Source organism: Cellulomonas sp. URHE0023, from assembly GCF_000688475.1.
Taxonomy (GTDB): domain Bacteria; phylum Actinomycetota; class Actinomycetes; order Actinomycetales; family Cellulomonadaceae; genus Cellulomonas.
Genome location: NZ_JIAN01000005.1, coordinates 13,678 through 29,357, shown reverse-complemented (window position 1 = coordinate 29,357; position 15,680 = coordinate 13,678). Strand labels below are relative to the sequence as shown.

15 protein-coding genes are annotated in these 15,680 nt (G+C 68.7%); 2 read left to right on the top strand and 13 right to left on the bottom strand.

Annotation, left to right across the window (positions count from 1 at the left end):
• Window positions 1-101: 101 nt before the first annotated feature.
• From N553_RS0100165 to N553_RS20290, 10 genes are all read right to left on the bottom strand, one after another.
• A complete protein-coding gene (locus N553_RS0100165; RefSeq protein WP_081844292.1) occupies window positions 102-1,112 on the bottom strand; it encodes an NAD(P)-dependent oxidoreductase in 1,011 nt (336 codons plus the stop codon).
• 8 nt (window positions 1,113-1,120) lie between these two features.
• Window positions 1,121-2,860, bottom strand: a complete 1,740-nt coding sequence (locus tag N553_RS20305; protein ID WP_034620360.1) for a thiamine pyrophosphate-binding protein — start codon at window positions 2,858-2,860, stop codon at window positions 1,121-1,123.
• 121 nt (window positions 2,861-2,981) lie between these two features.
• On the bottom strand, window positions 2,982-3,464 hold the full coding sequence (locus tag N553_RS20300) for a GtrA family protein (RefSeq protein WP_231505118.1): 483 nt from the start codon (window positions 3,462-3,464) through the stop codon (window positions 2,982-2,984).
• Window positions 3,461-4,450, bottom strand: a complete 990-nt coding sequence (locus N553_RS0100150) for a glycosyltransferase family 2 protein (protein WP_051639712.1) — start codon at window positions 4,448-4,450, stop codon at window positions 3,461-3,463. The genes N553_RS20300 and N553_RS0100150 overlap by 4 nt, the downstream gene beginning before the upstream one ends.
• On the bottom strand, window positions 4,447-5,223 hold the full coding sequence (rfbF, locus tag N553_RS0100145; protein WP_028044854.1) for a glucose-1-phosphate cytidylyltransferase: 777 nt from the start codon (window positions 5,221-5,223) through the stop codon (window positions 4,447-4,449). The genes N553_RS0100150 and rfbF overlap by 4 nt, the downstream gene beginning before the upstream one ends.
• 251 nt (window positions 5,224-5,474) lie before the next feature.
• A complete protein-coding gene (gene fdxA, locus N553_RS0100140) occupies window positions 5,475-5,816 on the bottom strand; it encodes a ferredoxin (RefSeq protein WP_028044853.1) in 342 nt (113 codons plus the stop codon).
• 3 nt (window positions 5,817-5,819) lie between these two features.
• The gene (locus N553_RS20295; protein ID WP_051639711.1) at window positions 5,820-6,878 is read right to left on the bottom strand and encodes an NAD(P)/FAD-dependent oxidoreductase; all 1,059 of its coding nucleotides are present in this window, start codon (window positions 6,876-6,878) and stop codon (window positions 5,820-5,822) included.
• Window positions 6,875-7,909 (bottom strand): CDP-glucose 4,6-dehydratase, encoded by a 1,035-nt coding sequence (rfbG, locus tag N553_RS0100130; RefSeq protein ID WP_028044852.1) that lies wholly within the window; start codon window positions 7,907-7,909, stop codon window positions 6,875-6,877. The genes N553_RS20295 and rfbG overlap by 4 nt, the downstream gene beginning before the upstream one ends.
• Window positions 7,909-9,234, bottom strand: a complete 1,326-nt coding sequence (gene rfbH, locus N553_RS0100125) for a lipopolysaccharide biosynthesis protein RfbH (protein WP_028044851.1) — start codon at window positions 9,232-9,234, stop codon at window positions 7,909-7,911. Before rfbH ends, rfbG begins: the two co-directional genes overlap by 1 nt.
• Before the next feature lie 377 nt (window positions 9,235-9,611).
• Window positions 9,612-10,145, bottom strand: a complete 534-nt coding sequence (locus N553_RS20290) for a GtrA family protein (protein WP_081844290.1) — start codon at window positions 10,143-10,145, stop codon at window positions 9,612-9,614.
• Between the two features lie 133 nt (window positions 10,146-10,278).
• Here N553_RS20290 and N553_RS0100115 point away from each other — a divergent pair, with 133 nt between their 5' ends.
• Both N553_RS0100115 and purE read left to right on the top strand, forming a co-directional pair.
• The gene (locus tag N553_RS0100115; RefSeq protein WP_028044850.1) at window positions 10,279-11,424 is read left to right on the top strand and encodes a 5-(carboxyamino)imidazole ribonucleotide synthase; all 1,146 of its coding nucleotides are present in this window, start codon (window positions 10,279-10,281) and stop codon (window positions 11,422-11,424) included.
• A gap of 108 nt (window positions 11,425-11,532) precedes the next feature.
• Window positions 11,533-12,075: a 5-(carboxyamino)imidazole ribonucleotide mutase gene (purE, locus tag N553_RS0100110; protein ID WP_028044849.1), complete on the top strand. Its 543-nt coding sequence runs from the start codon at window positions 11,533-11,535 to the stop codon at window positions 12,073-12,075.
• A gap of 12 nt (window positions 12,076-12,087) precedes the next feature.
• On the opposite strand, the gene N553_RS25510 is transcribed toward purE, so the two are convergent.
• The 3 genes from N553_RS25510 to N553_RS20285 form a co-directional block, all read right to left on the bottom strand.
• Window positions 12,088-12,999 carry an LCP family protein gene (locus tag N553_RS25510; protein ID WP_231505117.1) on the bottom strand — a complete coding sequence of 304 codons (912 nt, stop codon included), beginning with the start codon at window positions 12,997-12,999 and terminating at the stop codon, window positions 12,088-12,090.
• A gap of 587 nt (window positions 13,000-13,586) precedes the next feature.
• Entirely contained in the window at window positions 13,587-14,756 is a 1,170-nt protein-coding gene (locus tag N553_RS0100095) for an LCP family protein (RefSeq protein ID WP_231505116.1), read from the bottom strand.
• Between the two features lie 166 nt (window positions 14,757-14,922).
• The gene (locus tag N553_RS20285; protein ID WP_051639710.1) at window positions 14,923-15,573 is read right to left on the bottom strand and encodes an acyltransferase; all 651 of its coding nucleotides are present in this window, start codon (window positions 15,571-15,573) and stop codon (window positions 14,923-14,925) included.
• Window positions 15,574-15,680 lie beyond the last annotated feature (107 nt).

Genomic DNA, 15,680 nt, shown 5'->3' with positions numbered 1-15,680 from the left:
CGTCGGCGACGCAGGGCGGTGCGAGCCGCGCTAGCCGCCTGTGGCACGAGGTCCAGGTCACCTTCCGTCGCGCTCTTCTCCAGGGGTGTGAGAGCGGCTGGTCATCGAACGGCGTGATCGCCCGGCTGTGGTGCAACGACCTTGGGGTATCCCGGTCGGGCGCTGAGTCGGAGGCCATCCGACGCTAGTTGGACCAGTTCCTCGAGTGACCTCAGCCGCATGCCAGCCTCCCTGGCGAAGCCTCGCATTGCGGTGCTGTCTCCGGTGTAGTCGTCTTCGGCGAGGCTGGCGTCGAACTCGCGGACGATCGCATCGGGCGTCCGCGCATTCACGCGAGCGACCACGTGAGCGAGCTCGCCCAGTTCGGTCGGCTCGCCGGACGTGTCGAAGGTCGTCGTGCCAGGGCGCCCGGTTGCGGCCCACAGTGCGAGGGCAATCACCTCGTCCACGCCGCAGAATGCTCGGCGGACCGGTCCGCGCGCGCGGATGTCGATCGGACTGCCGGCCTGAGCCATCGTGATCATGTTCCCGAGTGCGTAGGTGTCAGGGTGGGGTGTGCTGGCTGCGGCGACGCTGAAGATTCGTGGAACGGCGAGCGATCCGCCTGTGTCTGCGACCGCGGACCGGAACGCGAGCTCGTCGAGATACTTCAAGGTTCCATACGGTTCGGCGGCGAGATCGGTCTGCAGGAACCGGTCAGGGGCATACACGGCGCCCGAGCTGGCGACTACGGTCGCTCGCGGCCGGTGCCGGGCGATCGCCTCGAGCACCGTGGCCGTGACGGACAAGTTCTGCCTGATGAACTCGGGGTGGCCCAGCTGCGCCAGCCGTGAGCGCGTCACAAAGGCGAAGTGCAGGACGACCTCGGGCCGAGCCTCCGCGGTCGGCAGGGACGCGAGTGGCAGGACGTCGACCGTTCTGCCGTCGTCTACCGTGATCTGCGTTGCGCGGCTTGCGAACGGCAGGACGCGGTGGGACGCGTCGTCACCGAGTGCGCGGTAGAGGAGGCTTGTCGCAACCCCGCCAAGCCATCCTGTAGCGCCCGTGACGGCCACTGGCCCGGAGACGCTCCGAAGAACTCTCGTGACGAGCTCGAGTGGTGCTCCGTTCATGGCCGGGCTCAGGTGCCTTCCATCTCGGTCGGTGCTACGTCGGGTTCCATCGATCCGAACGGTCGGCCGAACGCCATCTTCGGATAGGCGTTGAGCTCTCCGCTGATGTCGACGTGGAGGAGCGAGGGAATGTCGCCCGCCGCGTCGATCGCCTTGAGCGCTACGAGGAGCTCGTCATGGGTGCCGACGTGCCACGCGGCGATCCCGTACGCCGTGGCGAGCGCGGTGAAGTCGGGAGCGCTGTAGCCCCACTTCGTCGAGTAAAACCGCGAGCCGAAGTACGACTCCTGGAACTGCCGGACCATGCCGTGCGACTGGTTGTCGAAGATGACGACGCGCAGGGGAAGCTGGAGGCGCTTGAGCGTCTGCAGTTCCTGGATGTTGCACTGAAAGCCTCCGTCGCCGGCAATCAGCGCGACCGGCCTGCCCTTGGCGGCGAGCGCCGAGCCGATGGCTGCCGGCAGTCCGAACCCCATGGAGCCCATGCCACCGGACGTCAGGAACCGACGGTCACCCTCGATCACGATGCTCTGGGCGGCCCACATTTGGTGCTGGCCGACGTCAGTGACGACCGCCGCGAGTTCGGGCCATGCCTCTGACATCTGCTGCACGGCCAGGTTCGGGTTGATGCCTGCGACCGGCACGTTCTCGTCCGAGTGTGGCCACTCTGCCCGCTTCTCGGCGATCTCCGCGAGCCACGTGGAGGTGTCGACGGGCGCAACTGCGCGAGTGGCAGGCGGGAGGAAGTCTGCGACGTCGTCGCAGAGGACGTCGGACCCGAGGACTCGGTTGTTCAGCTCGCTGCAGTCGATGTCGACGTGGAAGACCTGCCGACCCGACCGGAAGCCGTCGACGTCCGAGCCGGTCTGGCGCACGTCGAGTCGGCTCCCCAGAACCAGGAGCAGGTCCGCCTGCGAGATGGCCCAGTTGGTCCAGCGATTGCCGTAGCTGCCGTAGAAGCCGGCGTCGTAAGGGGAAGACGACTCGATCGCGTCCACGCCCATGAGGGACGTCGCGACGGGAACCTGCCACTTCTCGACCGCAGCGCGGAAGTCGTCGATCGCGTGCGAGGAACGCAGCCCACCGCCCGCAAGCACCAGGGGGCGCTGCGACTCGGCGAGAGCCGTGCCGAGTCGCTCGATGAACGCGTCGCGCTCGGCCGCCTGCGCCCGTCCGACGAGGTCGGGGGCGAGATGCGCAGAGGAGGCTGACTCTGGGACGAGCGAGCGCTGGACGTCCATGGGAATATCCAGCAGCACAGGGCCGGGTCGTCCGGACGTTGCGATCTGGAAGGCCATGGCCAGGTCATCCGCGAACGTGTCCGGATCGGTCGTCATCTTGGCCCACTTGGTGACGGGCTTGACCATGGAGACGATGTCGGTCTCCTGGAAGCCGCCCTGCCGCCCGCGGCCGTACTCGCGCAGCTCGTGCCGGTTCACCTGTCCGGTGATGAACACGACCGGTGTCGAGTCGAAGTAGCAGCTGCCGACGGCGGTCAGAAGGTTGGTAGCGCCCGGGCCGCTCGTCGCGAGAGCGACGGACGGTCGGCCCGAGGTGCGCGCGAAGCCCTCCGCCGCGAAGCCACCGCCCTGCTCGTGGTGGACGCTCACGACGGTGAGCGCTGGGTTCTCATGCATCGAGTCGATGAGAACGGTCACCATCCCGCCGACGAGCTCGAAGACGTGGCTCACTCCGTAGTCCGGGAGTGCCGATGCCAGGAAGCTGGCGACGGTCCGGGGCGTACTCATGATGGTGGACCTTCCACAGTGCGTGAACTCGGGACTGGATGGCCGCAGCATCGCGTCGGCGAAAACCCGGCCGAAGTCTACCTTCGGGCCAACGGATCAGCGCGGAACGACGCCCGGGGGCTCAGGTCCGACGGAAGCTGAAAGCGCGGTGCGCCACGTAGGTGCCGACGGCGGTTGCCACCATGATGACCGCCTGCGCGGCCAGCACCGGGACGTTGAACACTTCGACGAGCAGAGGCAGCGTGCCCAGGTTGACGACGAACGCCACGGCGTAGACCGAACTGAAGCGGGCGAGGTCGGCCCACCAGTGACCGGTCGCGCGGAACGTGATCCAACGCTGCAGGAGGTAGGCCTCGAGGATCCCGATCACCGTTGAGACGACGAGGACCACGAGATAGTGGACGTGGTCCTTAAGGGTTGCCTGAAGCCCGGCGAAGACGAGGTAGGCGAACACCGAGTTGAACCCGCCGACCAGGACGAATCGGACGGGCTCGAGCGCGTAGAGGCGCTGGACCGTACCGACGAGACCGGACCGCGGGGCCGGGAAGGGCTCGCCTCCGGAGGTCACGGGCATCTGCTCGCCTTCAGCGGACACTCTCGTCACAGACCAACCTTGCGACGCACGATGTAGTTCGGGCGCTGCTTCACCTCTTCGTAGATGAGGCCGACGTACTCACTCACCACGCCGATCATCGAAAAGAGAATGCCGAAGAGCAGGAGCATGAGGCCGACGAGTGTGCCGAAGCCAGCGAACGGAACGCCCGACACCACCCAGCGGACCGAGTAGATGAAGAGCAGCACGATCGAGATGAAAGACACGAAGAGACCAAGAATGGTGATCAGGCGCAGCGGCACGTAGGAGTGCGCGAAGATCCCCTTGAACGCCAGGTCGAGGACCTTGAGCGAGTACGCCTTCGACTCGCCACCGAACCGCGGGGGACGCTCGTGGGGGATGCCGATCGACTTGTAGCCGGCCCACGCGAACAGCCCGCGCAGGAAGCGGTTCCGCTCCTGCATGCCGTTGATCGACTCGTAGACGCCCCGGTCGACGAGGCGGAAGTCGCTCACATTGCGGGGGATGGCGCCGTCGGTCAGCTTGTTGGCCAACCAGTAGAAGGCCTTGCTGTTGAACGTACGGAGCGGGCCGGTCCCCTGGCGTTCGCTCACCACCATGTAGATGTTCTCGTAGCCTTCCTCCCACTTGCGGAGGAATTCCGAGATCAGCTCAGGTGGGTCCTGGAGGTCGGCCGTCATGACCACGGCCGCGTCGCCGGTCGCATAGGCCAGGCCGGCGGTGAGGCCGCCGTCCATCCGGAAGTTGCGGGCGAGCTGGAGAATCTTGAACCGCTCGTCGCCGTCGTGGATCACGTTGAGCTTGGCCCACGTGTCGTCCACCGACCCGTTCTCCACGATGATGATCTCGAAGTCGTAGCTCGACTCGACTGCCATCACCGCCTGAAGCCGGACGGCGAGCTCGTCGACGCAGTCCGACTCGTTGTACGCCGGGATGACCACCGAGATCAGCTTGCGCGACTCGGAGTCCGACGCGTTGACCTCCGTGGTCGCTGACTCCTGTGTCGTGTCTGTCATTCCCAGATCTTCCAAGGGGCGACGCCCGACTCCCACATCTCGTTGAGGAGCTGCGACTCGCGATAGGTGTCCATCGGCTGCCAGAAGCCCTCGTGCCGGTACGCGCCGAGCTCGCGTTCGGCGGCGAGCTGGGCGAGGGGCTCGTGCTCGAGCATGACCTGGTCCGAGTTGCGAAGGTAGTTGAAGATCTCGGGCTCGAAGACGAAGAACCCGGCGCTCACCGAGTCGTCCATCTGCGGCTTCTCTCGGAACCGCGTGACCAGGGAGTCCTCGACGTCGACCAGACCGAATCGGGAGAGCGGGCGCACTGTCGTGATGGTCGCCTTACGACCGTGGCCCTCGTGAAACGCGAGCAGCTTCGACACGTCGATGTCCGCCAGGCCGTCGCCGTAGGTGACCATGAACCGCTCGCCCTTGACGTACTTCTCGATGCGCTCCACACGGCCGCCGGTCAGCGTGAGCGGCCCTGTGTCGGCAACGGTCACCGTCCAGTCGCTCTCGAGGTGCTCGTCGTGGAACTCGAGGTGCCCGTGCTTGCCGAGGGTGATGGTGAAATCGTTGTTGTGCGCCGCGTAGTTGAGGAAGTACTCGCGGATCTGGTCGCCCTTGTAGCCGGCACAGATCACGAATTCCGTGATGTCGTGCGTCGAGAAGAACTTCATCAGGTGCCACAGGACCGGTTTCCCGCCGACCTCGACCATCGGCTTGGGGCGGAACTCGGTCTCTTCCCGCATGCGGGTGCCGAGACCCCCGGCCAAAAGCACGGCTTTCATGTCCCGTCCATCCCTGTTCCGAGCTCGACACTTGCGACGCGGGCCTACGGCGCCGCTATCCGGGCAGAGTGTAGCCGGGATGGACGGTCGGCCGACCGGACCGATGCGTGGGGCGACAGCCGGCGAAGCCTGGCGACGACGACTGACCGAAACCGCAGCGATGCGCGTCCACAGCCGGCGTGCGGGACCGATGCGGGTGCTGCGTGCTCGCCTCGTGGTGGGCTGGGATACGGCGGGTCTGCGGTCGGCGGTCATTCCGCCCAGGCAGCGACCAGGGGAGTGTCTGCGTCCACCTTGCCCAGTCCCGCGGCACCGCCAGGATCGCCCAGCGGGCCGGCGAGACCGGGCAGGGGAAGCGTGAAGAACGCGGCGTTGTCGGCCGTGAACGTCTCCCACTCCGCCTTGCCCTTGGCCTTGCGAGCCGGGAAGATCGCGACCTCGGGGCACGCGAGCTCGCAGGCGCCGCAGTCGATGCACTCTGCGGGGTTGATGTAGGTCTTTCGCGCACCCTCGTAGATGCAGTCCACGGGGCAGACGTCGATGCAGGACATGTCCTGGGCGTCGATGCACTCCTTGCCGATGACGTACGTCATGGCTCAAGCATCCCTTCCGGCGGGAACGGCCTCGGACGAGGGCACGCTCTCAGGAGGCTCGAGGTCCTCGTCCGTCGAGTGGCCGGGGAACAGCGACAAGTCGGGGTCGATCAGGACTGCGGCGTTGTTGACCGCCGTGGCGGCTTCCCCGAAGCCTGTCACCATCAGTGCGACCTTGCCCGGATAGGTCGACGCGTCGCCCGCCGCGAAAACACCGCGCACGTTGGTCTGCATCGCAGAGTCGACGAGCAGCTTGCGGTCCTGGAGCTCGAGACCCCAAGCACTGAACGGGGACGGCGCGGTGATCAGGCCCAGAGCACCGATGACGGTGTCCGCCGGAATCTCGCGCTCCGAACCGGATCCGTCTCGCACCACGACCGCACGTACGAAGTCGTCGCCGTGGATGGCTTGGATCTCGCTCTCGGTCAGTAGCGTCACGCCGAGTGCTTCAGCGCGGGAGATCTGCGATGCGTGCGCGCGGAAGAGGCGCCGGCGGTGTACCACGGTCACCGAGCGCGCGATGGGGGTCAGCTGGATGGCCCAGTCGAGTGCGGTGTCACCACCGCCAACCACCACGATGTCTTCGCCGACGTGCGACTCCGGCTCCGACACCACGTAGGTGACCCCTCGCCCGTGCCAGCCGTGGCCGAGCGGCAGGATTCGAGGGCGGATGCCGCCGACACCGGTCGCCAGAACGATCGCACGCGTGTCGATCGACGACCCGTCTTCCAGGGACACGGACAGCCCGGCCTCGCGCTCGTCGCGCACGATGTCGACGACGTTCTGACCGAAGACCATCCGGGGCTCGTACACGGCGGCCTGCGCCGACAGGCCCCTGATGAGATCGGCGCCCGTCACGCCCTGGAACCCGGCGACGTCGTGGATCGTCTTGGCCGGGTACAGCGCGGCCACCTGGCCACCTGCGTCCGGCTGCGCGTCCACGACGGTCACGGTCAGCCCTCGGAAGCCCGCGTAGTACGCCGCGAACAGGCCGGTCGGGCCAGCTCCGACGATCGTCAGGTCACAGGCGGTGCGGTGTGCGAAGGCGTCGTGCTCCTTCATGCGTGGCGTCCTGCCAGCTCGAGGTATTCGCGGATCTGGCCCACCGTCTGGGTCCGCGGATCGGTCCCCGCATCGGTTTTCTGGGCCCACTCGACCGTCCACCCGAGTGCGTCGGACAGGATCAGGCGGTCGTGCCAGTCGAGCGCGAGCTCGGCCTTGCGGGAGTCGAGCGCGAGAAGTCCTGCCTCGTGCACCTTGGGCCCCTCGTCGACCTCGACGCGCGCGTCCGTGCCCCAGAGGGCGGCGACACTCGTTGCGATGTCGCCGACCTTGACGAAGGACCTCGTGCCCGGCCCGAAGTTGAATGCCTCACCCGCCAGACGGCCCGCCAGGAGTGCGTCCGCGAGCAGCAGGTAGCCGTTGAGGCAGTCCAGGACGTGCTGCCAGGGCCGCACGGCGTCCGGATAGCGAAGGCGGACCGGCGCGCCGGCAGTGAAGGCGGCGACCAGGTCGACCATGAGCCGCTCCGCACACACGTCGCCACCGCCGATCACGTTGCCTGCACGGGCGATCGCCGTCGGCACGGTCGACCCCGAGGAAGCGATCCAGGACTGCGTGAGCAGGTCCGCTGCAGCCTTCGATGCGGAGTAGGGGTCGAATCCGCCGAGCGGGTCGGACTCGCGGTACCCCCAGATCTGGTCGACGTTCCGGTAGACCTTGTCCGTCGTGATGATGACCTGAGCCCGCACGCTCGGCGTCTGCTCCACAGCACGCAGGACGTTGAGCGTGCCGATCGTGTTGGTCTCCCAGGTGCCCACCGGGTCACGGTACGACTCGCGCACGAGGGGCTGGGCGGCAAGGTGCAGCACAACGTCCGGCGCGACGGTGCTGATGGCGTGGGCGGTCGCGGCGGCATCCCGAATGTCGATCCGCAGGTCTTCGCACAGGAGCTCGCCGACACGCGCACGCTCGAACAACGAGCCCGGCGCTGGATCGAGGGCGAGCCCGCTGACCGTGTGGCCCTGCTCGAGGAGCATGAGCGTGAGCCACGCCCCCTTGAAGCCGGTGTGCCCCGTGACCAGGTAGTGCATCAGAAACTGCCGTCCTTGCCCGTGACGTAGTGGATCAGGGCGTCCGCCATGTAGTCGATCATCGGGTCCGTGAGGCCTGGGTAGACGCCGAGCCAGAACGAGCGGTTCATGACCGTGTCGGAGTTGCGCAGGTCGCCCACGACGCGGCGGTCGATGTTGCGGTACGCGGGCTGCCGCAGCAGGTTGCCGGCGAAGATCAGCCGGACGCCGACCTTGTTCTTGTCGAGGAAGCGCATCAGGTCCTCGCGGTCGACTTTGAGGTCGTCCGCGAGCGTGATCGGGAACCCGAACCATGCAGGGTCCGAGTTTGGCGTCGCCACGGGCAGGATCAGGCCCTCGACGTCGCGCAGACGCTCGTAGAGGTAGTTGAAGTTCTCCTTGCGGCGCGCAACGAAGTGGTCCAGCTTGGCCAGCTGGCTCAGGCCGAGGGCGGCCTGCATGTCGGTGCCCTTGAGGTTGTACCCGATGTGGCTGTACGTGTACTTGTGGTCATACCCGAGGGGGAGGTCGCCCAGCTGCCACTCGAACCGTTTACCGCAGGTGTCGTCCTGGCCGGTCTCGCAGTAGCAGTCGCGGCCCCAGTCGCGGAACGACTCGACCTGGCGCGTGACGAGCGGCGACTTGGAGAAGACGGCTCCGCCCTCGCCCGTGGTGATGTGGTGGGCCGGGTAGAACGAGACGGTGGCGGTGTCGCCGAAGCTACCGGTTCGCTGGCCGCGGTAGGTCGAGCCGAGCGCGTCGCATGAGTCCTCGACGAGCCAGAGCTTGTGCTCCTTGCACAGGGCACGGACCAGGTCGAGGTCGAACGGGTTGCCCAAGGTGTGGGCCATCATGATGGCCCGGGTCTTGGGTCCGACGGCTTCACGCAACTGGTCGCCGATGGCGTCGTACGTGCCAATCTCGACGTCCACGAATACCGGCGTGAGGCCGTTCTGGATAATCGGGTTCAGCGTCGTCGGGAACCCAGCGGCGACCGTGATGACCTCGTCGCCGGCCTTGAGGTGTTTGGGACCGAGCTTCGGGCTGGTCAGCGCCGACAGGGCAACCAAGTTCGCGGACGAGCCACTGTTCACGAACGAGGACGCACGTGCGCCCACGTAGTTCGCCAGCGTGTCCTGGAACTCGGTGGTGAAACGGCCGGCCGTCAACCACCCGTCGAGGGAGGAGTCGATCAGGGCCACCATGTCATCGGCGTCAAGCACCTTGCCAGAGACTGGCACGGTCGACTCTCCGGCGACGAACTCTCGCGCGGCCAGGGAGATCTCGGCGTACTCACGGACGGAGGCCAGGATGCTCTCGCGGCGTGCGGGCAGGGCGTCGTTCACAAAACTCCTCGAGTCGGTCGGCGGCGGCGACCAGCATAACGCCGGGGTTGTCCAGGCCGATCGGGTGACCGATACGTGGTTCCGGGCGGGAGTCGGGACAAGAGCTCCTCGGGCAGTCTGCCGACCAGGCAGCCGACCCAGGGCTGATTCCCCGGCGGCACCTGGGAACCGTCCATTCACAGACGATCGCTCGCTGCAAGGGAGGTCTTCGCCGCTGGACCAGCAGGGCTGCGAGCAGCCAGCGCCGCATTGTCGAACGACGGACTTTTACAATGTACCTATGCACGTGCGAGACGACGCGGGCCCGTCGACCTGAGCAGACCGACCTGACGCAGCAAGTGCCGGATCGCGCGGGAACGGACACGAGGCGGTTCAGCTCACCTCCGGAGCGCCGGCTGAACGCTGTGCCCGGTGAATACCCAGCGCTTGTAGCCGGCGTAGCGCAGGACCGTCCCGATCCCGATTCCGATGACAGTCGCGACATTGTCGGCGAGCGCGTTGGCCAGACCCAAGATGTAGTGCGACAGGGCGAGGGTGACGATCGGGATTCCCGCGCAGACGATGTTGACGGTTGCGAAGACGATCAGCTCGCGCCCCTGGCGGTCGGTCCGCTGCCGGGAGAACGTCCAGTGCCGGTTTCCGACCCACGACACCAGGGTCGCGGCCACGAGCGAGACGACCTTCGCAGTCACAGGCTTGTGCTCCAGGAGGTGCCCCGGTCCGAACCGCAGCAAGTTGAACAGCCCAAGATCGACGATGAATGCGAGCCCGCCGACCGACAGGAACCGCAGGATCTCGTATGCGCGTTCCCTCGCGGACGAGACTGCGACGGCGGCCCCGGGGGCGAGCACCCGGCCGGGCGTCGTCGAGCCGCGCGGTACCGAAGGCCCGTCGGCCAGCTCGTCGCCCATGCCTGCAGCTCGCCACCCGTCCGCGTTCGTGCTCCCGCCCGCCATGACCGGAGAGACCGCGAGGATATCCCGGCCGTCCACGTGGCGGGGTCGACGGACGCGGCCCCGAGGTGCTCCGCTAGTGTCGTCGCCCGTGACGGCACCTGTGGTGGCAGTGGTGGGCGGAGGCCAGCTGGCCCGGATGATGGCGCCGCCGGCGACCGCGCTGGGGCTGCACCTTCGCGTCCTCGTCGAGGACCCGACGTCGTCGGCGGCTCAGGTGGTCGTGGACGCACCGGTCGGTGCCGCGTCCGACGAGGTCGCGATCGAACGACTCGTCGTCGGTGCGGACGCCCTGACGTTCGAGCACGAGCACGTCCCGAACGCGCTCCTCGACCGGCTCGAGGCTGCCGGGACGTCGGTCCAGCCGCGCGCCGCGGCGCTGGTGCACGCCCAGGACAAGATCGTGATGCGCACCCGGCTGACGGAGCTCGGGATCCCGTGCCCACGGTGGGTCCCGCTGACCGCCCCTGCTGATCTCGACGCGTTCCTCGCGGGCGGGTCCGCTGTCGTCAAGACCTCCCGCGGCGGCTACGACGGCAAGGGCGTTCGCGTCGTGCGGTCGTCCGACGAGGTCTCGGACTGGTTCTCGGCGGTCGCCGACAGTACCGGTGTGCCGCTGCTCGCCGAGGAGAAGGTGCCGTTCACGAGGGAGCTCGCAGTCCTCGTCGCACGAAGCCCGAGCGGTGAGGTCCGCACGTGGCCCGTCGTCGAGTCGGTCCAGCGGGACGGTGTCTGCGCGGAGGTCATTGCTCCGGCGCCCGACCTCGACGCGGTAACCAGGGAGCAGGCGGTCGACGTGGCGACGCGGATCGCTAAGGGGCTCGGCGTCACCGGTGTGCTCGCCGTCGAGCTGTTCGAGGTCCCCGGCCTGGACGGGAGCCCGACCGTCCTGGTGAACGAGCTCGCGATGCGCCCGCACAACTCGGGGCACTGGACGATCGACGGTGCCGTCACCAGCCAGTTCGAGCAGCACCTGCGCGCGGTCCTCGACCTCCCGCTGGGCGACACCACACCGACCGCGACATGGACCGTGATGGCCAACGTTCTGGGCAGCGCGCTCGCCGATCCCGCGGAGGCGCTGGCCAGCCTCGACCCGACCGTGAAGGTCCACCTGTACGGCAAGGAGGTCCGCGCGGGCCGCAAGCTCGGGCACGTCAACGTCAGCGGGGACGACCTCGCCGACGTCCGGGCCCGGGCGGTCGCCGCCGCGGCGATCCTGCGCGGCGAACCCGTCTGAGTCCTGTCTGCCGGCCGCGAACACGGCGGGTCGGACGGTTGTGCTGGTCCATGATGGGTGCGGCGGCGTCGTCGCAGGTCGGAGCAGCGTGAGCAGACGGAGATCGTGATGGCAGTGCAGGCGCTCGTCGGGATCGTCATGGGATCGGACTCGGACTGGCCGGTCATGCAGGCCGCGTCCGACGTGCTCTCCGAGTTCGGTGTGCCGGTCGAGGTCGACGTGGTCTCCGCCCACCGGCAGCCCGAGAAGATGATCGACTACGGGCGCACCGCGGCGGACCGTGGCCTGAAGGTGATCATCGCCGGCGCCGGCGGCGCAGCGCACCTGCCCGGGATGCTCGCGTCCGTGACCACGCTGCCGGTGATCGGTGTCCCCGTCCCGCTCGCCCTGCTCGACGGGCTGGACTCCCTGCTGTCGATCGTCCAGATGCCCGCCGGCGTCCCGGTGGCCACGGTGTCGATCGGCGGCGCAAAGAACGCGGGACTGCTCGCTGCCCGCATCCTGGCGTCGGGCGAGGGCGCCCAGGCGACGCGGATCCGGACCGCGATGGTCGCGTTCCAGGTGGAGCTGCAGGGCCAGGCCGAGTCCAAGGGTGCGCGGCTCCGCTCGCACACGGCAGACGCCCGGCCGAGCATCGGCTTTAGCCTCTGAGCCTCAGAGGCGTCAGGAGCCGGGCATCCCACCGACGGGGCCGGGAGGCAGCGAGCCGTCACGGACGGCAACCCAGAACGCCGGGGTCAGGTCCGGGTCGAGCTGGACCGTCGAACCGACGCCGCCCGGGCGGTAGTCGAGGCTCTTGATCGGCGGCGTGCCGGTGATGCCGTCGGGACCGTTGGCCGCGCGGAACGCGAGCGCCAGCTTGCCCATGTCGACGATCCCGGTCCCGTCACTCACCGTCAGCGCGGCTGTACCGGCGTCGACGAGCGCAACCTGCTTGCCCGGGTGGAACACGAGCGAGGTCGGCTTGACCTTGCCCATCACGGCGCTGATCAGCTGCCGCTGACGGTCCGCGCGACCCACGTCACCGGTCGGGTCGGCCTTGCGCATCCGCGCGAAGGACAGTGCCTGCGCACCGTCGACGTCATGGCAGCCCGGCGTCCACACCATCCCGGAGTCGGGGTCGTTGACCGCGACGTCGTGGCAGAGGTTGACACCGCCGACCGCGTTGACGATCTGCTCGACGCCGGCCATGCCGATCTCGGCATAGTGGTCGACCGTCAGACCCGTCATGCCCTCGACCGTCTGGACCAGCAGCGGTGCCTGGCCCCAGGAGAACGCGGCGTTGAGCTTGGCGGCGTCGTGGCCGGGGATGTCCACGTAGGTGTCGCGCGGCAGGGAGATCAGGGCGACGGGTCCGCTCTCGGGGACCTGGAGCACGAGGATCGTGTCGGTCCGCGCGCCCTCCGTCCCGTCCTCGCCCACGGCGCCGTCCGCGCGGGAGTCCGAGCCGGTCAGCAGGTACGTGGTTCCGGGTGTGTCCGCCGCACCGCTGAGCGCTGACGTGTGCTGGACCTTCCCGTTCGCCCACATCGTCAGACCGATCGGCCACGCGAGCAGGAGGGCGACGACGATCACCGCAACCAGGGCGATGAGCGGCCACCGGCGTCTACGCGGCTCGGGTGCCTCCGTCGTGGTCGTCGCAGGTCGGCTCGGCCGGGGAGGGACAGGCGCGCCGGGCGGGCGTTGACCCGCCGGCCGCGACGACGTGGTGCGCGGACCCGAGCTCGAAGCGTCCGAACCGGGTGAGATCGACGTAGGCGGCGCGGTGCGCACCGAACCCCCAGGGAGCGGCGCAGGCGGAGGAGTGCGTGCGGAACCGGGAGGGACGGCCGCCGGGGCCGACGGGCGCGACGCCGACGAGGTGGATGGCCGAACCGGAGCTGCGGCCCGGGCCGGCGGTCGCTTGCCGGACACCGTGATCGGGTCGGCGTCCGGACGCGCAGCTGACTCGGCTGAGGAAGGCGCGATCGAGGCGGGCATCGCCGGGGTCGGGGGACGCGTCGACGACCGAGCCGACCCGGCAGGTCGCCCGGTCGCTGGCGCCGGCGGTCGGGCCGGCCGGCCGACGACGATCGGCTGAGCCTCCGCCGGGTCGGCGGGCCTCGCGCTGCCCGCCGGCGTGAAGCTCGGCGGCGGGGTCCGGACGGTTCGGTCGTCCGAGGTCATGCGCAGACGGCGGTGGTGTCGGCGACCGAGAACTCTTCGCGACCGGCCTTCTTGGTCTCGACGGGCGCGGGGGCGACGGGCGCCGGGGGCGCTGCCTCGACAGGCGGAGTCGTGGCTGCGGGCGGTGTCGTCGCGGCAGGTGCCGGGGGCGTCGTCGCGGCGGCTGTCGGCGCGGGCGGAACGTAGCTGGCCGGCGGGACGTCGTTCGCCATGTCGGCCCAGACCTGGGTCGCCTCCGAGGTCCACTCGACCCGGTTCTTGTCCGACTTGGCCGCTGCCCACGGGATCGTCATGAACGTGATGTTGCCACGGTCGATGCCCCGGAGGTTGTAGGCGAGGCCGGTCATGTCCGCGATCGACATGGTGTTGTCGGTGGTCAAGGAGCTGGTCGCCGCGCTCAGGAACGGCACCAGCTTCGTCGGGTTGGTCAGCACGTCACGCGACAGCACCTCGCGGACCATCGCGGCGACCAGCTGCTGCTGGTTGCCGATCCTGTTGATGTCGGAACCGTCGCCCACGTTGTGCCGGGCCCGTGCGAACGCGAGAGCGGTGGGGCCGTCGAGCACCTGGTTGCCCGCAGCCAGGTACAGCCCGGCGTCCTTGTCCCGGGTGTCGCTCTGGATGCACATCGGCACCCCGCCGATCGACTCCACCATCTTCTGGAAGCCCGCGAAGTCGACGACGACGAAGTGGTTGATCGTCACGCCGGTGTTCTGCTGGACCGTGTTGATGGTGCACGCAGCAGCCGACGCCATGTCGCCGCCCGTGTCCCAGCCCGTCGCGAACGCCTCGTTGAACATCGCGTGCTTGGCGCGCGTGGTCTTGCCGTTGGTCATGGTGCACGACGGGATGTCCACCAGGGAGTCACGGGGGATCGACACCACCGAGATCCGCGTCCGGTCCGCCGAGATGTGCATGACCATCGCCGTGTCCGAGCGCATACCGGCGACCTCGCCGCCGATCTCGCCGTTCTCGCCGTCGCGCTGGTCGGACCCGAGAACCAGGATGTTCACCGGGCTGCCCTTGTTCGGGTCGTCCGGGTCCGGCACCGGCGTGGGCACGGGCTTGACCAGTGCCGAGACGTCGACCTGGTCGATGTTCCCCTGCAGCCTGGCCGCGACGGCCGCACCGCCGGCCACGCTGAACGTCAGGACGGCGACCGCCACGAGGGCGACGCTACGGACCACGCCGTGCGTCCGGACACGTCGGGCGTGCCTGGCGGCACGGGGGCGCGAGGGGGCTGCATGGCGAACGGTCACGGGACGATCGTAGGAGGTGGAGGTTCCGTGGTCGGGGAGCAGACGGGCCGGCGTCGTGGAGGATCTGTGCAGATCACAGGCCCGCAGGCGTTTCGTCCCCGGTTGCGTGCGGGCGTTCGTCGTCGAGGACCAACCGGCCCTCGTGCTCCGTGTACCGCTCGCCCGTCTCGGGGCACGTCCACCGCCCGGGTCCCGCGCCGTCCAGCGGCACGCCTGCGCGACCGACCCAGCGGATTCGTCGGGCGGGCACGCCGGCCACGAGCGCGAAGTCGGGCACATCCGTGGTGACGACCGAGCCTGCCGCGACGAGCGCCCATCGGCCGATCGTGACCGGGGCGACGCACACGGAGCGAGCACCGATGGACGCGCCCTCCCGAACGGTGACGCCGACCGGTGTCCAGTGCTCCGCGGACTTGAGCGTGCCGTCGGGCGCGACCGAACGTGGGTAGTGGTCGTTCGTGAACACCACGGCAGGACCGACGAAGCAGCCGGCCTCCAGCACCGCCGGCTCGTACACGAGCGCATGGTTCTGCACCTTGCACCGGTCGCCCATCTGCACGCCGGTGCCGATGTAGGCGCCACGGCCGATGATGCAGTCGTCGCCGATGACCGCGTGCTCTCGCACCTGTGCGAGGTGCCAGACGCGCGTTCGGGCACCGAGGCGCGCGCGGGGGTCGACGTCAGCCGACGGTGCGACTACTGCGTCCACTGCCTGGGAATTCATGTGGGGTGTGCTCCTCCGTCGTCCGCCAGCATCATCGCTCGTCCTGCCGGGTGGGTCGTACTCGGAAGCTCGCGCCGGAGCGTGTCCGATCTGGGCCTCAGGTACCC

What these genes read in the sequence shown, in the direction of transcription:
- N553_RS20290 (WP_081844290.1), bottom strand. Translation starts at nt 10,145, where the DNA reads ATGGGCGACGAGCTGGCCGACGGGCCTTCGGTACCGCGCGGCTCGACG.
- N553_RS0100165 (WP_081844292.1), bottom strand. Translation starts at nt 1,112, where the DNA reads ATGAACGGAGCACCACTCGAGCTCGTCACGAGAGTTCTTCGGAGCGTC.
- purE (WP_028044849.1), top strand. Translation starts at nt 11,533, where the DNA reads ATGGCAGTGCAGGCGCTCGTCGGGATCGTCATGGGATCGGACTCGGAC.
- N553_RS0100150 (WP_051639712.1), bottom strand. Translation starts at nt 4,450, where the DNA reads ATGACAGACACGACACAGGAGTCAGCGACCACGGAGGTCAACGCGTCG.
- N553_RS20295 (WP_051639711.1), bottom strand. Translation starts at nt 6,878, where the DNA reads ATGAAGGAGCACGACGCCTTCGCACACCGCACCGCCTGTGACCTGACG.
- rfbF (WP_028044854.1), bottom strand. Translation starts at nt 5,223, where the DNA reads ATGAAAGCCGTGCTTTTGGCCGGGGGTCTCGGCACCCGCATGCGGGAA.
- fdxA (WP_028044853.1), bottom strand. Translation starts at nt 5,816, where the DNA reads ATGACGTACGTCATCGGCAAGGAGTGCATCGACGCCCAGGACATGTCC.
- N553_RS20305 (WP_034620360.1), bottom strand. Translation starts at nt 2,860, where the DNA reads ATGAGTACGCCCCGGACCGTCGCCAGCTTCCTGGCATCGGCACTCCCG.
- rfbG (WP_028044852.1), bottom strand. Translation starts at nt 7,909, where the DNA reads ATGCACTACCTGGTCACGGGGCACACCGGCTTCAAGGGGGCGTGGCTC.
- N553_RS20285 (WP_051639710.1), bottom strand. Translation starts at nt 15,573, where the DNA reads ATGAATTCCCAGGCAGTGGACGCAGTAGTCGCACCGTCGGCTGACGTC.